Source organism: Corynebacterium sp. KPL1986, assembly GCF_000477975.1.
Lineage (GTDB): Bacteria > Actinomycetota > Actinomycetes > Mycobacteriales > Mycobacteriaceae > Corynebacterium > Corynebacterium accolens.
Genome location: NZ_KI515719.1, coordinates 1,188,809 through 1,202,401, shown reverse-complemented (window position 1 = coordinate 1,202,401; position 13,593 = coordinate 1,188,809). Strand labels below are relative to the sequence as shown.

At 57.8% G+C, this 13,593-nt stretch carries 15 protein-coding genes and 2 tRNA genes; 11 read left to right on the top strand and 6 right to left on the bottom strand.

What is annotated here, in order from left to right; genetic code table 11:
- Positions 1–12: 12 nt before the first annotated feature.
- The 3 genes from HMPREF1287_RS12100 to HMPREF1287_RS05570 form a co-directional block, all read right to left on the bottom strand.
- Positions 13–240, bottom strand: coding sequence for an AlpA family transcriptional regulator (locus tag HMPREF1287_RS12100; protein ID WP_023017065.1), 228 nt, complete (start codon positions 238–240; stop codon positions 13–15).
- The gene (locus HMPREF1287_RS12410) at positions 237–386 is read right to left on the bottom strand and encodes a hypothetical protein (protein ID WP_023017066.1); all 150 of its coding nucleotides are present in this window, start codon (positions 384–386) and stop codon (positions 237–239) included. The genes HMPREF1287_RS12100 and HMPREF1287_RS12410 overlap by 4 nt, the downstream gene beginning before the upstream one ends.
- 493 nt (positions 387–879) lie before the next feature.
- On the bottom strand, positions 880–1,281 hold the full coding sequence (locus tag HMPREF1287_RS05570; protein ID WP_023017067.1) for a hypothetical protein: 402 nt from the start codon (positions 1,279–1,281) through the stop codon (positions 880–882).
- A 120-nt stretch (positions 1,282–1,401) separates the two neighbouring features.
- Between HMPREF1287_RS05570 and HMPREF1287_RS05565 the strand changes: the two genes are divergently transcribed.
- Entirely contained in the window at positions 1,402–1,881 is a 480-nt protein-coding gene (locus HMPREF1287_RS05565) for a ribose-5-phosphate isomerase (RefSeq protein WP_023017068.1), read from the top strand.
- A gap of 88 nt (positions 1,882–1,969) precedes the next feature.
- On the opposite strand, the gene HMPREF1287_RS05560 is transcribed toward HMPREF1287_RS05565, so the two are convergent.
- Both HMPREF1287_RS05560 and HMPREF1287_RS05555 read right to left on the bottom strand, forming a co-directional pair.
- Positions 1,970–2,803, bottom strand: coding sequence for an aldo/keto reductase (locus HMPREF1287_RS05560; protein ID WP_023017069.1), 834 nt, complete (start codon positions 2,801–2,803; stop codon positions 1,970–1,972).
- 134 nt (positions 2,804–2,937) lie between these two features.
- Positions 2,938–3,009: transfer RNA gene (locus tag HMPREF1287_RS05555), tRNA-Gly, on the bottom strand.
- A 121-nt stretch (positions 3,010–3,130) separates the two neighbouring features.
- On the opposite strand from HMPREF1287_RS05555, the gene HMPREF1287_RS05550 reads away from it, so the two are divergent.
- From HMPREF1287_RS05550 to HMPREF1287_RS05510, 9 genes are all read left to right on the top strand, one after another.
- Complete coding sequence (locus HMPREF1287_RS05550; RefSeq protein ID WP_023017070.1) at positions 3,131–3,979, top strand: hypothetical protein; 849 nt, start codon at positions 3,131–3,133, stop codon at positions 3,977–3,979.
- A 134-nt stretch (positions 3,980–4,113) separates the two neighbouring features.
- Positions 4,114–4,187: transfer RNA gene (locus tag HMPREF1287_RS05545), tRNA-Pro, on the top strand.
- A gap of 94 nt (positions 4,188–4,281) precedes the next feature.
- The gene (gene tig, locus HMPREF1287_RS05540; protein ID WP_023017071.1) at positions 4,282–5,637 is read left to right on the top strand and encodes a trigger factor; all 1,356 of its coding nucleotides are present in this window, start codon (positions 4,282–4,284) and stop codon (positions 5,635–5,637) included.
- A 191-nt stretch (positions 5,638–5,828) separates the two neighbouring features.
- Positions 5,829–6,440, top strand: coding sequence for an ATP-dependent Clp protease proteolytic subunit (locus HMPREF1287_RS05535; protein ID WP_005277891.1), 612 nt, complete (start codon positions 5,829–5,831; stop codon positions 6,438–6,440).
- Between the two features lie 20 nt (positions 6,441–6,460).
- Entirely contained in the window at positions 6,461–7,084 is a 624-nt protein-coding gene (locus HMPREF1287_RS05530; RefSeq protein ID WP_005277894.1) for an ATP-dependent Clp protease proteolytic subunit, read from the top strand.
- Positions 7,085–7,354: 270 nt separating this feature from the next.
- A complete protein-coding gene (locus HMPREF1287_RS05525; RefSeq protein WP_005277899.1) occupies positions 7,355–8,857 on the top strand; it encodes a peptide MFS transporter in 1,503 nt (500 codons plus the stop codon).
- A 323-nt stretch (positions 8,858–9,180) separates the two neighbouring features.
- Entirely contained in the window at positions 9,181–10,485 is a 1,305-nt protein-coding gene (locus tag HMPREF1287_RS05520) for an inorganic phosphate transporter (protein WP_005277901.1), read from the top strand.
- Positions 10,486–10,488: 3 nt separating this feature from the next.
- Complete coding sequence (locus tag HMPREF1287_RS05515; RefSeq protein ID WP_005277904.1) at positions 10,489–10,779, top strand: hypothetical protein; 291 nt, start codon at positions 10,489–10,491, stop codon at positions 10,777–10,779.
- 164 nt (positions 10,780–10,943) lie between these two features.
- The gene (locus tag HMPREF1287_RS05510; protein WP_005277906.1) at positions 10,944–11,198 is read left to right on the top strand and encodes a hypothetical protein; all 255 of its coding nucleotides are present in this window, start codon (positions 10,944–10,946) and stop codon (positions 11,196–11,198) included.
- An 83-nt stretch (positions 11,199–11,281) separates the two neighbouring features.
- On the opposite strand, the gene fabG is transcribed toward HMPREF1287_RS05510, so the two are convergent.
- Positions 11,282–12,046, bottom strand: a complete 765-nt coding sequence (gene fabG, locus HMPREF1287_RS05505) for a 3-oxoacyl-ACP reductase FabG (protein WP_023017072.1) — start codon at positions 12,044–12,046, stop codon at positions 11,282–11,284.
- Positions 12,047–12,276: 230 nt separating this feature from the next.
- Between fabG and clpX the strand changes: the two genes are divergently transcribed.
- Positions 12,277–13,572 carry an ATP-dependent Clp protease ATP-binding subunit ClpX gene (clpX, locus tag HMPREF1287_RS05500; protein WP_023017073.1) on the top strand — a complete coding sequence of 432 codons (1,296 nt, stop codon included), beginning with the start codon at positions 12,277–12,279 and terminating at the stop codon, positions 13,570–13,572.
- Positions 13,573–13,593 lie beyond the last annotated feature (21 nt).

The window sequence follows — 13,593 nt, the reverse complement described above, 5'->3', positions numbered from 1 at the left end:
CTTTTTCTGCGTTTAGGGGTGATTGGGAACGGGGGAGCCGGGCCTGGAGTTGTGCCATTGGGCTACCTCATTGGCGTCCCATAGTGGTGTGCGGCCATCGAAGTGGCCGATGGGTTGCGGGGTGCGCCCTTGGGCGACGTAGGTGGTCCAGGTTGATGGTTTTATTCCGCAGTGTGCGGCGCATTCTTTTACTCGCCAGAGTTCTCGCCCGGTGTCGCGGTCTGTGATGATTGGTTTCATGCTGCATTTTCGGGTTGGTAGACGTGGCGTGCGATTGCGGATAGTGCGAGGGCGCCGCCGAGTGCGAGGGTCCATTTGTAGCCGGTGAAGGCGTAGAGCAGGAATGCGCCGATTGTGTAGGTGGCGGCTAACTCGAGTGGTTTCATTGCTGTTTCTTTCTGTGGTGTGGAAGTATGGGGGTAAGCCCCGGTTCAGAATGGTTTGAGCATCCTGAACCGGGGTCTTACTTTTTGCGTTTCTTGGAGCCTTTTATGGTTTCGTACCATTTTCGGGCTTCCGTGCTGATTGCGATTATGGCCGCTGTTATGGCGGTTATTATCTGTGCAATTTCGCTCAACGCTTCACCTCCTCTCTTAAGTTGTATCTTTATTATAGCGCGCTAGAGCGCTATGGGTCAAGCTGGAAATCGGGAACTTTTCGACCCTGACATTCAACCCGTCCTGTTGTGTGTTGGATTGCAGGCCCGATCCCGCAAAGATCCCGCAAACGGGCTGGCAACCCTGCCAGAGGTGGCAAGGGTGGCGAGGGTGGCACACTCTTGACCTGCGGTTATTGCAAACCGAAAGGTCGGGGGATTGCCGGTATTTCTTCGAGCTCAAGCGCTCCCGCACGGAGATGCCTCAGGTAGAAGAGGACTAGTTATAAGCGCTGCTGGTCTTGCTTGCGGCGCACCGCGGCGGCTAGGCAGCACACCGCGATGACCGGCGTGAGTAAAAACGCCGGTACCCCGGCGATATTAATAATGGGCAGGGCCGTTTGCGCTTGGAATTCTGACCAAGCGGCGGCCACCCACGTAGCCCATGAGGCCGCAGTGAGCAGGGATAAAACCCCAATCACCGCGGCTAAACCGCCGAGGTGATTTTTCTTTATCGCCCTCTGGTTCAGCCACCACAGCCCCAGAACAAGGTGGGCGAGTGTGAAAAGTACGGAATGAATAAGCGGCACGAGGTAGTTCTTATCGGTTAAGAAAATATTTGCCGCAAATAACAGCACCGCGATAGCAAGGACGCTGCCGTAGAGTGCGAGGGTGCGAGGGCTCATTTTTATCGCCTTTCAGTGCAGCACGTAGTCTGCGCTTTAGCTTAACAGCGCCGGGCTATGAGCGAAATAGGTTGTGCAAAGTGGTGCCTAGGAGGCAGTGGTGCCGGTACTGTAGGGGTTATGCGCGTATATCTTGGAGCTGACCACGCAGGTTTTGAGACCAAAAACCTGATTTTTGAACACCTCACCAAACAAGGCCATGACGTTATCGACTGCGGTGCTCATACCTATGACGCCGAGGATGACTACCCCGCATTCTGCATTGAAGCGGCCCTATGCACCATCAACGATCCAGGTTCCCTGGGAATCGTGCTGGGCGGATCCGGAAATGGCGAGCAGATTGCTGCCAATAAGGTCAAGGGCGCGCGCTGCGCGCTGGCGTGGTCGCCGGAGACCGCGCGCCTGGCCCGCGAGCACAATAATGCGCAGCTCATCGGCATTGGTGGGCGCATGCACTCGCAAGAAGAGGCCCTAGAAATCGTGGATGCCTTTTTGGATCAAGAATGGTCCCGCGCCGAGCGTCACCAGCGCCGCATCGATATCCTCGCAGAATACGAGCGCACCAATATCCCACCCGAGCTGCCCAAGGACCCGCGCTAAAATCGCCAGGTTCCTTGAATAAACATAAATGAACGCCGCGGGCCTTTTGGGGCACGCGGCGTTTTATATGGTGGTTACACCAAACGCATTAGGCGTCGTTCATGTCATTGGGGTGATGCCCACCGCGGCCGTCTTCGCCTTCCTCCAAAGAGGTAATGGCGGCCATCTCTGCTTCCGTGAGCTCGAAGCCGAAGACATCGAAGTTTTCTGCAATACGCGATGGCGTCGAGGACTTAGGGAAGAGGATGACCCCATTTTGCAGGTGCCAGCGGATAATCGCCTGGGCTGGGGAAACACCGTGCGCCTCGGCGGCTTCAGTCACCTCTGGTGCCTCCAAGATATCGCTCTTGCCCTGACCCAGCGGGCCCCATGCCTCGATGGCGATGCCGTGGGCGCGGCCAGCGTCCAGTTCGCGCCAGCGCTGCAGGTAAGGGTGCAGCTCCACCTGGTTAATCGCGGGGACGACGTCCGTGTGCACTTCCAGCTGATCTAAGTGCTCTGGCTCAAAGTTGGATACGCCAATGGACTTCGCCTTGCCCTCTTTGCGCAGTTCAATGAGCTGCTTCCAAGCCTCCACGTACGTGCCCTTGGCCGGGGTAGGCCAGTGAATGAGGTACAGATCAACGTAATCAAGGCCCAGCTTCTGCAGGGATTCATCCAGTGCGGCAGCGGCATCGGTGTGGCGGTCATTCCACAGCTTGGTGGTAATGAAAAGCTCCTCGCGCGGGATGCCGGAGTTGGCGATGGCCTTGCCCACGCCTTCTTCATTGCCGTAGATGGCTGCGGTATCGATGTGGCGGTAGCCCACGCGCAGCGCTTCGGCTACGTATTCCTCGGTCTTTTCCGGGTCCATCTGGAAGACGCCAAAGCCCAGCTGGGGGATTGTATTGCCATCGTTCAAAGTAATATTAGGTACGGTCATGGACACCAGATTACGCTTTTCTGGCCACCGCCCCAATGTGATGTATTTATAGCCGCGCTTGGCGGGAGATGGGCATCGGCAAGCAGGAGCCTAGCTGCAGATATGGAAAACCCACCATACGGTGGGTTAAAGCGAGGGAATGACGGGAATCGAACCCGCGTCTTCAGCTTGGAAGGCTGAGGTATTAGCCACTATACGACATTCCCACAGCGTTACCTTGAACGCTGTCGGCTACTTTAGCGCATGAGCGCCCCAAAACGAAAATAGGGAACACGCGCAGTGGGTAGGCCGTTAAAATAGGTAGGACCAATTCCAGTAAAGAAAGCGATGATTGTTGTGGAACTCCTACTTCTTGTAGTCGTACTCGGTGGCGGCGCGTGGTATCTATCCTCGCGCAGCTCAACAAAGAACCGGGAGGAGCGAGAGGCGCAGCAGTTAGCGGATGCCCAGGCGGATGCGCGTCGGTGGATTGAGCGCCTGGGCGGGCAGGTCATGCAGATTTCCGGTACGGATACCGCCTCGCAGCAGGCAATGGCGGATGCATCGGAGCGCTTTACCGCGGCCAATTCCGCTATTTCGCGGGCCACTACGGTCAAGCAGGCCAACTTGGCCCGTGAATCGGCGCTTGAGGGCATGCATTACGTCAATGCTGCCCGCGAGATTATGGATATGAATCCGGGGCCGGAATTGCCGCCGCTGGAAGGCCAGCGCGCCGCGGGCAAGGTCACCGAGAAGCGCACGGTGGATGCGAATGGCGAGCAGCTGACTGCGTCTCCGTACGCCTCCGAGGAAACCCCGAACTATTACCCAGGCGGAACCGTAGCCGGCCGCCCCGTTCCGGCCGGTTGGTACTCCCGCCCGTGGTGGGCAGATGCCCTGCAAACGGGCGTGTGGATGATGGGTTATTCCATGATGTTTAACGCCATGTTTGCCGGCATGTCCGGCGTGGGCTATTCCGCAGCCGCCGCACAAAACGGCGACTGGGGCGGCGCCGAGGGTGGCGAAGGAATGGACGGAGCCGACGGCGGCGGAGATGCCGGAGACGCCGGGGGCGCCGGTGATATGGGCGGCGATGCCGGAGGGGGAGACGCCGGTGACGGTGGCGGCTTCTTCGACGGATTATCTGATGGTGATGGCGGCGGATTCTTTGACGGCATGTTTGATTTCGATTTCTAAGTCCAGCTTCCGGAAAATATGCCGTTAACCTGCGGCTACGCCCTTAACAGGGGGCTGATTTAGGAGATTTAAAACCAACACGCTAAACTGGCTCAGGTATGCAACGCAGCCAAGGTAACTTGGTGGCCTACATACGGGGCGTGGCGCAGTTTGGTAGCGCACCTGCTTTGGGAGCAGGGGGTCGCAGGTTCAAATCCTGTCGCCCCGACGTATGGGGGTCTGAAAATGCCCTAATAAGGTTTTTCAGACCCCCTTTAATTTTTATGTACGTAGAAAAACAATGAAGCCAGGGAGATTCACTCGTGAAGACCACCGTAGACAAGCTGAGCGATACCCGCGTTAAGCTCACCGTCAACGTTCCGTTTGCGGAGCTGGACCAGGAAATCGATCAAGCTTACGCGGCAATCGCGCAGCAGGTTTCTATTCCAGGTTTCCGTAAGGGCAAGGCCCCGCGCCAGCTGATCGACGCTCGCTTCGGCCGCGGCCCGATTCTGGAGCAGGTCGTCAATGACATGCTGCCTTCCCGCTACGAGCAGGCTGTTCAGTCGGAAGACCTGAAGGTCATCGGCCAGCCGGACGTAGACATTTCCAAGATCGAGGACAAGGACTTCGTCGAGTTTACCGCCGAGGTTGACGTTCGCCCTGAGTTCGAGGTTCCGGACTTCTCCGAAATCTCCGTCACCGTCCCGGCCATCAAGGCTGGCGAGGAAGACGTGGACAAGGCCCTCGAGGATCTTGCAGAGCGCTTCGGTGAACTGAAGGACACCAAGCGCAAGATGAAGACCGGTGACTACGCCATCATCGACATCACCGCAGAGGTTGACGGTGAGAAGATCGAGGAGGCTTCCACCGAGGGCCTGTCTTACTCCATTGGTGATGACAACCTCATCAAGGGTCTGGACACCGCACTGCGCGGCATGAAGACCGGCGAGGATAACGAGTTCACCTCCACCATCCAGTCTGGCGAGCACAAGGACGAAGAGGCTACCTTTAAGGTCCACGTGCAGCAGACCAAGGAGCGCAAGCTGCCGGACATGGATGATGAGTTTGCCCAGATGGCCTCCGAGTACGACACCATCGAGGAGCTGCGCGAAGCCACCAAGACCGAGGTCGAGGAGTCCAAGAAGGCTGAGCAGGCCGGCCAGATCCGCGATGAGGTTCTGAAGGCTGCGCTTGCCGATGTCGACTTTGAGCTGCCCCAGTCCGTCGTCGACGAGCAGGCTCACGCCCAGCTGCACCAGATCCTGGGTCAGCTGGCACACGATGAGAAGGCGCTGGCACAGTTGCTCGAGGCTCAGGGCACCTCCCGCGAAGAGTTTGATCAGCAGACCCGCGAGCAGGCCGAAGAGTCCGTGCGCACGCAGATCTTCTTGGATGCCGTGGCAGAAAAGGAAGAGCCGGAAGTTTCCCAGCAGGAGCTCTCGGACCACATCCTGTTCACCGCGCAGTCCTACGGCATGGACCCGAACCAGTTCATCCAGCAGCTGCAGTCCAACGGCCAGATTGCCAACCTGTTCTCTGACGTACGCCGCGGCAAGGCACTGGCTGCCGCCATTTGCCGTACCACCGTAAAGGACGAAGAAGGCAACGACGTTGACGTTGAGCAGTACTTCGGTGAAGTAGAAGAAGATGAGAACGAAGCTACCGACGCGGAGTAAATCTTCTCCTTAAAAGCCCAGCTTGGCCCCTCGCACCAGCGAGGAAGTCTGGCTGGGCTTTTCTCATCGCCGGGTCGAAAAAGCAGACAAAGATCGGTGCAAACGCTGATAGCGAACAGACCCCACAATTATCGCCACATTAAGTAGTGTGGTGGCATTAGAGATTAACCGTCCTCAAGGAGACTTTTCGAATGTCTAAGAAATCTGACCAGCTTCAGATGACCACCCCAGCAGGCTCCGGCCTGAACTTGGGTGACAGCGTCTATGAGCGCCTGTTGCACGAGCGCATTATCTTTTTGGGCACCCAGGTAGACGATGAAATTGCCAATAAGCTGTGCGCACAGATCCTGCTGCTTTCCGCAGAGGATCCCACGCGCGATATTTCGCTCTACATCAATTCCCCGGGTGGCTCCGTGACCGCGGGCATGGCCATTTATGACACGATGAAGTACTCGCCCTGCGATATCTCCACCTACGGCATGGGCTTGGCCGCTTCTATGGGCCAGTTCCTGCTCTCTGGTGGTACGAAGGGCAAGCGCTATGCACTGCCGCACGCTCGCATCATGATGCACCAGCCTTCCGCTGGCGTGGGCGGTACCGCTGCCGATATCGCCATCCAGGCGGAGCAGTTCGCCCAGACCAAGCGCGAGATGGCCGAACTTATTGCAGAGCACACCGGCCAAACCTTCGAGCAGATCACCAAGGACTCTGACCGCGACCGCTGGATGACGGCGCAGCAAGCCAAGGAATACGGCATTGTTGACCACGTTATCGAGTCCGTGAACGGCCCACTGAGCAACTAGGGAATAAGGAGAAAATCACTATGAATAAGTCGCAGATGCCAAGTTCCCGTTACGTACTGCCTTCTTTTATTGAGCAGTCCGCTCAGGGGACGAAGGAAACCAACCCGTACTCTAAGCTCTTTGAAGAGCGCATCATCTTCTTGGGCACCCAGGTTGATGACACCTCTGCCAATGACATCATGGCCCAGCTGCTGGTTCTTGAAAGCCAGGATCCGGACCGTGACATCACCATGTACATCAACTCGCCCGGTGGCTCCTTTACTGCCCTGATGGCAATTTATGACACCATGCGCTACGTGCGCCCCGATGTGCAGACTGTGTGCCTGGGCCAGGCAGCTTCTGCTGCCGCAGTGCTTTTGGCCGCTGGTGCTCCGGGCAAGCGCGCGGCGTTGCCGAACTCCCGCGTATTGATCCACCAGCCTGCAACCCAGGGCACCCAGGGCCAGGTCTCGGACTTGGAAATCCAGGCCGCAGAGATCGAGCGTATGCGTACCTTGATGGAAAACACCCTGGCGGAGCACACCGGCCGTACTGCCGAGCAAATCCGCATCGACACCGACCGCGATAAGATCCTCACCGCGGAAGACGCCGTGGAATACGGAATCATCGATACCGTCTTTGAGTACCGCAAGCTCAATTCTTAATACGGTGCTGGTGGGCTAACTCCATCAGCTAACACCCTGCGAGGCCGCTTCGAGAGGAGCCCTCGCAGGGTTTTATTATGTGCATATGAGTGCGCTCGATATATGCCTATGAGGGGCGTAGCAGGGGAGTGGTAGTGCGCGAGCGGCTACCCCAAATGGGGTGAATCTTTCAGAGAAATATCTGCAGGTCGTTAGGCAGATTTTTCAGTGCGATGTTTCACGTATAATGCCCGATTTGTGAATTAGACCTCTGAGTGGTCGTATTATGCTATGACAAATAAGGATCCAGAGGCGGAGGAGCAGACCTCCGCACCCGCTGCTTCGAGCGGGGAGCGCACATTCTTCGGTCACCCGTGGGGGCTGGCTAACCTGTTCGGCGTGGAGATGTGGGAGCGATTCAGCTTCTACGGCATGCAGTCCATCGTGCTGCTGTACATGTACTACGCCACGACCGATGGCGGCCTCGGCCTCGACCGCGGCGATGCAACATCGATCGTCGGCGCGTACGGCGGCTTGGTCTACATGGCCTGCCTGTTGGCATCCTTGGTAGCAGACCGCATCCTCGGTGCGGAGCGCACCCTGTTCTACTCCGCGATCATGGTAATGGCTGGACACCTCGTCTTGGCCTTCATCCCCGCCGTGACGGGTCTTGCCATCGGCCTGATCCTCATCGCCGTTGGTTCCGGTGGCGTGAAGACCACCGCGTCGGTGGTGCTGGGCTCGCTGTATAGCCGCGACGATCCTCGCCGTGACGGCGGCTTCTCCATCTTCTACATGGGCGTTAATATCGGCGCTCTCTTTGGTCCGCTTCTTACCACCGCAATGTGGGGCTGGAAGGGCTTCCACTGGGGCTTCGGCATCGCTGCCGTCGGTATGGCCTTGGGCCTTATTCAGTACACCATCATGCGTAAGACCACCATTAAGGACGCCGGACACGAAATCCCGAACCCGGCGGACTCCAAGCAGCGCATGATGGGCTTGGGCGCGATCGTCGTCGTCATCCTCGTCATGGTCATTGGCCTGGGTACTGGAATCATCAAGGTAGAGTGGCTGTCCAATATCGTCACCGCCGTTGCCCTGATTGCCGCCGTGTACTTCTGGATTCAGATGTACACCTCTGATTTGGTGACCCGGAAAGAAAAGAACCGCCTCTTGGGCTTTATCCCGATGTTCATCTCCGGTGTGCTGTTCTTCGGTATCTTCCAGCAGCAATTTACCGTGATGACCATTTACGCCGATGTGCGCTTGGACCGCCACATCTTCGGCCTCGAGATCCCGCCGTCACTGGTGCAGTCCATTAACCCGATTTTCATCGTTATCTTCTCCGCAATCTTCGCAGCGATGTGGACGAAGCTCGGTGACCGTCAGTGGTCCACTCCGGTGAAGTTCGGCGTGGCCAATATCATCATCGGTGTCTCGCTCTTCTTCTTCCTGCCGTTCTCCGGTTCGGGCGCAAACTCCACGCCAATGTATGTCATTATCTGGATCCTCTTCCTGTTCACCATGGGTGAGCTCATGCTGTCCCCGGTGGGCAACTCGCTGGCCACCAAGGTGGCTCCAGAGGCATTCCCATCGCGCATGATGGCCGTGTGGATGATGGCCGTGGCCATGGGTACCGCGCTTGCCGGCTCGCTGGCTAGCTTCTACAACCCAGAGGATGCGGCTGCGGAAAACACCTTCTTCATTTCCCTGGGTGTCGCTTCCATCGCGCTGGGCATCGTCCTGCTCGTGCTGAGCCGCTGGGTGGTCAAGAAGTTCGCTACCTTCCGTTAAAACGGGAAGTAAACACCCTATATTTCGAGAGGTGCGTTGGCGTTAAGCCGGCGCACCTCTCTTAGTGTTTTATACCACGGTATTAAAGGCTGAAGATAGATTAGATTTTTGAAAAAATACTGGTAGAACGCGGATTTTCGGTATGGGGCTGGTGCCAAGCTGCGCGCGGAAGGTTAACACTAGGCAAAGTGCAGTTTACTTCTTAGAAACGCTATTGGCTCGCCTTATTATTGCGGGGTACGCTGCTCTTGGTGCGCGACGAATGACGGCGTCGCAAATGCACTTTCTCGTCATTTGTTGATTGCTTACAAGGGGCCAATGCTGTGACAGCGACTTTGATTATCTTGGGCATTGTGGTGGTTACCGCCCTAGCCTTCGACTTCACCAATGGTTTTCACGACACCGCCAATGCGATGGCAACCTCCATTGCCACCGGCGCGCTGAAGCCATTTACCGCGGTAGCGATTTCTGCCGCGCTCAACCTCGTCGGCGCATTCCTGTCCGTGAATGTCGCGGCAACGGTGGCTAAGGGCATCGTCAACCTCGATTCTTATGACCTGTCGGGCGCAGCCGCTGATTCCGATGGTCAGGCCCTTTTGATGGTGGTCTTTACCGGCCTTATCGGCGGTATTCTCTGGAACCTGTTCACTTGGTTGCTCGGACTGCCGTCCAGCTCTTCCCACGCCCTTTTCGGTGGCCTTATCGGCGCCGGTTTCGCAGCCATGGGCACTGGGGGAGTGGAGTGGACCTCCATCATGGCCAAGATCATCATTCCGGCTGTGGCCTCCCCGATTATCGCCGCCTTGGTATCTGCCTGCGCCACCTTCCTCGTGTATTGGGTAACCAACACCATTCCAAATAAGGAAAAGAACGAGCACTTCCGTCACGGCCAGATTGTGACCGCTTGCTTGGTATCGCTGGCGCACGGTGCCGGCGACGCTCAGAAGACCATGGGCGTTATCTTCCTCGCCCTCGTGGCCTCAGGCCATGCGGTTGCCGATGCCCGCATTCCCACCTGGGTCATTGTTGCCTGTGCGATTGCCATTGCGGCCGGTACGCTGTCCGGCGGCTGGCGCGTTATCCGCACCTTGGGCAAGGGGCTCGTGGAGATCGAATCCCCGCAAGGTATGGCAGCCGAGGCAACGTCTGCGGCCATCATCTTGACCTCCGCTACCGGCGGCATGGCGCTTTCTACGACTCACGTATCCACCGGTTCCATCCTTGGTACCGGTTTGGGCCGCCGCGGCGCGGAAGTTCGCTGGGGCGTGGCGATGCGCATGGTGGCTGCTTGGCTCATTACGCTGCCCTGTGCTGCTTTCGTTGGCTTCGCATCGTGGTGGCTGGCGCACGGCGTTTCCTCTGTCACGACGGTAGCTACCGGTGCCATCGTGGACTTCGTCCTGCTCCTGGCCATGACCGCGCTCATCGTTATCCGCTCCCGCATGAACCCGGTCGATGCCTCCAACGTCAATAATGACTGGGATGACAACGCTGAGTCCGTGGATTCCTCCTTGGAGCCACGCGTTGGCGCGAAAGAGTCCGTCGCAGCCGCAGGGGGTATGACCCCGGTAGCGGCCGTCGACGGGAGCACGAACCCCACCTCATCTACTCCGAACGAGGAGCGCTAGAACATGACTGCTGCAGAAATCTTCGAATCTATTCTTCGCGTCGCTGGATTGGCCCTCGTCTTCGGCGCCGGCATTCCCTTGCTCTTCGCCCTGGGCATGCGTTCCATGACGGGCGATCCCATTCGGGATGATAACGGCGTGGTGGTAGGAGATACTCCCGCGAGCCGGCAAATGAAGGTGCTGGGTTGGACCGTTTATGCCGTACTAGGTGCCATCATTGTGGTGGCAATCGCGTGGATTGCGCGCGATACCCTGAACCATTACTTCGGCTTCGCCCCGTTCGGCGACCTTTAAGAGTCACCCGCGGGCCGAGGGAACGAGCCCGTGACCATGTAATACGCCTCACAGCCACTTAAAGTTAACAAAAGGTTAACTTTAAGTGGCTTAGGGGTTGCTTAGTGGGTAAGTACCAAGTATATTCAACCCTATCAACAGTGCAACATTGAGAGGTGAGAGAGATGAACACGATGCGGACCTTCTTTGGTGGCATTAGCGATATGTTCAAGGACTCCACCACGGGTACGGGTTTGGATACGGTGTCGCAGACGCCGGTTTCTGCCCGCGTAGCGGAAAATCTCGTTGACGCGGGGCTGACCCCCGCGACGACCAAGGACGTCGCTGAGTCCTTCGCATTCGTTGCCGGCCACGCGCCAGATGAGTTGGAAATGCTCGATGTCGAGGCATTCTTGCTCGAATTCGGCTGGCTGCAATAAAAGCCGCACTAGATAACCCCGCCAGGCACCATCCTCGGTGTCGGCGGGGTTATCTGCGTTATAGGGCTGGGCATCGGCAAGCGCTAGCGCGGCGGCAGGATGGCCTCCGGGGTTTCGGGCAGGAGCTGGCCGCCATCAATAATGAGCGTTTGGCCGGTGATATATCCGGCCTCGGTGGAGGCGAGGAAGGCCGCGGCATTGCCAATATCGCGGGGGCTGCCAAGCCGGTGCAGCGGGATGGAGCGCGTCATTTCATCGAGGTAGTCCTGGCCCTGCGCTTCGAGGCCTTCGGTGAGGATATTTCCGGGCAAAACGCCATTGATGGTGATGCCATCGCGGGCGATTTCTAGGGCAGCGGAGCGGATAAAGCCCTGTTGGGCCGCCTTGGAGGCGCCGTAATGTGCCCAACCGGGAAAGCCGGTGTGCGAGCCGGTAATGGAGGTGGTGATAACGATGCGCCCGTAGCCGCGCTCCTTCATATACGGCAGGGCTTCTTGCACGACCTTGAACGTGCCGTGGGTGTTGATTTCAAACATTGTCTCCCACTGTTTATCGGTCATCTCTTCCAGCGGGCAGTTGGGAAAGATCCCGGCATTGGAACAGACGATGTCGATCGCCCCGTGTGCGGCGTGGACCTTGGCAAACATTTCTTTGATGGAGGCCCTATCGGTGACATCGACGGGGTAGGCGGTGGCACCGAGCTCTGCGGCGGTGGCTTCGGCCTTGTCGGTATCAATATCGGCGATGATGACGTTGGCGCCGGCTTCGCGCAGGGAGGCAACGATGCCCTTGCCGATGCCCGCAGCCCCGCCCGTGACAATCGCGGTACGGTTGGTGAGGTCAAACATGAAATGGCTCCTTCGGCGGTGGTGGAGGAAGTAGAGGATCCAATCTCAAGTTTAGTGGTGTGGGCGGATAAAGATCTGCGAATTTCGCCACGCGGAGGGAATGAATAGGAGCCGTGTCGGGTTGATTTACTAAGGTAGATTTTTGAACAACCAACCGCGGGGACGGAAGTGAGCGAGCCTTCCTACCCACCTTTAAAAGCGGTAAAAAAGAGCGAGTGTGAAAGTACTGAATGGCACGTATGCAAGAAAGCGCTGATCTCCTGAAGTGTTCCTTCTGCGGAAAGAGCCAAAAGCAGGTGAAAAAGCTCATTGCCGGTGGCGGGGTCTACATCTGCGATGAGTGCATCGAGCTCTGCAATGAGATTATTGAAGAAGAGCTCGGCCACGAGCAGGCCGAGGAGTCTTCCGAGGCGGAGGTGCGCCTGCCCAAGCCTTCGCAGATTTCTTCCTTTTTGGATAAGTACGTCATTGGCCAGGACAAGGCCAAGCGCGTGCTGTCGGTAGCGGTGTATAACCACTACAAGCGCATTAAGGCTGAAGAATCCGCCGCGTTGGATGCGCGCCGGAAGAAGGCCGAGGGCGAAGAGGTAGAGATCTCTAAGTCCAATATTTTGATGCTGGGGCCTACCGGTTCCGGTAAGACCTACCTGGCGCAGACCTTGGCGCGCCTGCTGGATGTGCCTTTCGCCATCGCGGATGCCACCAGCTTGACCGAGGCCGGTTATGTGGGCGAAGACGTAGAAAATATCCTCTTGAAGCTGCTGCAGGCAGCGGACTTTGACGTGGAGCGTGCCCAGCGCGGCATCATCTACGTCGACGAGGTGGATAAGATTTCCCGCAAGTCTGAAAACCCCTCCATTACCCGCGATGTCTCCGGCGAGGGCGTGCAGCAGGCGCTGCTGAAGATCCTGGAGGGAACCGTGGCCGCCATCCCGCCACAGGGCGGGCGCAAGCACCCGAACCAGGAATTTATCCAGCTAGATACCTCCAATATCCTCTTCATTGTTGCTGGCGCGTTTGCGGGCCTCGACCAGGTGATCGCGGATCGCGTGGGCAAGAAGGGCGTTGGCTTTGGCGCGAAGCTGGGCACCGAAGACGAGCGGGAAAAGGTGGACCTATTCTCCCAGGTGCGCCCGGAAGACCTCGTGAAGTTCGGCTTGATCCCAGAATTTATCGGCCGCCTGCCCGTGGTGGCGACGGTGGATAACTTGGACCGCGAGGCCCTGGTCAAGGTGCTTACTGAGCCCAAGAACTCGCTACTCAAGCAGTACAGCCGCCTATTTGAGATGGATGACTGCGAGCTGCACATGGAGGACGGGGCGCTGGATGCTATCGCTGAGCTCGCCCTCGAGCGCAAAACCGGCGCGCGCGGCCTGCGCGCGATCCTGGAAGAGCTGCTCGTTCCAGTGATGTTTGAGCTGCCAGACAGAGAAGATATTTCCGCCGTGCACATCACCGCAGACTGCGTCACCCAGGGCGCAGAGCCCGAATTCACCTACAAGGATGAGGCGAAGGAATCGGCTTAGTGAGAAGGGGGCACCGGCAAG

Coding starts and splice junctions, on each gene's coding strand:
- HMPREF1287_RS12410 (WP_023017066.1), bottom strand. CDS start 386: ATGAAACCACTCGAGTTAGCCGCCACCTACACAATCGGCGCATTCCTG.
- HMPREF1287_RS05515 (WP_005277904.1), top strand. CDS start 10,489: ATGACTGCTGCAGAAATCTTCGAATCTATTCTTCGCGTCGCTGGATTG.
- clpX (WP_023017073.1), top strand. CDS start 12,277: ATGGCACGTATGCAAGAAAGCGCTGATCTCCTGAAGTGTTCCTTCTGC.
- HMPREF1287_RS05510 (WP_005277906.1), top strand. CDS start 10,944: ATGAACACGATGCGGACCTTCTTTGGTGGCATTAGCGATATGTTCAAG.
- fabG (WP_023017072.1), bottom strand. CDS start 12,046: ATGTTTGACCTCACCAACCGTACCGCGATTGTCACGGGCGGGGCTGCG.
- HMPREF1287_RS05565 (WP_023017068.1), top strand. CDS start 1,402: ATGCGCGTATATCTTGGAGCTGACCACGCAGGTTTTGAGACCAAAAAC.
- HMPREF1287_RS12100 (WP_023017065.1), bottom strand. CDS start 240: ATGAAACCAATCATCACAGACCGCGACACCGGGCGAGAACTCTGGCGA.
- HMPREF1287_RS05525 (WP_005277899.1), top strand. CDS start 7,355: ATGACAAATAAGGATCCAGAGGCGGAGGAGCAGACCTCCGCACCCGCT.
- HMPREF1287_RS05535 (WP_005277891.1), top strand. CDS start 5,829: ATGTCTAAGAAATCTGACCAGCTTCAGATGACCACCCCAGCAGGCTCC.
- HMPREF1287_RS05530 (WP_005277894.1), top strand. CDS start 6,461: ATGAATAAGTCGCAGATGCCAAGTTCCCGTTACGTACTGCCTTCTTTT.
- HMPREF1287_RS05560 (WP_023017069.1), bottom strand. CDS start 2,803: ATGACCGTACCTAATATTACTTTGAACGATGGCAATACAATCCCCCAG.
- HMPREF1287_RS05570 (WP_023017067.1), bottom strand. CDS start 1,281: ATGAGCCCTCGCACCCTCGCACTCTACGGCAGCGTCCTTGCTATCGCG.
- HMPREF1287_RS05550 (WP_023017070.1), top strand. CDS start 3,131: ATGATTGTTGTGGAACTCCTACTTCTTGTAGTCGTACTCGGTGGCGGC.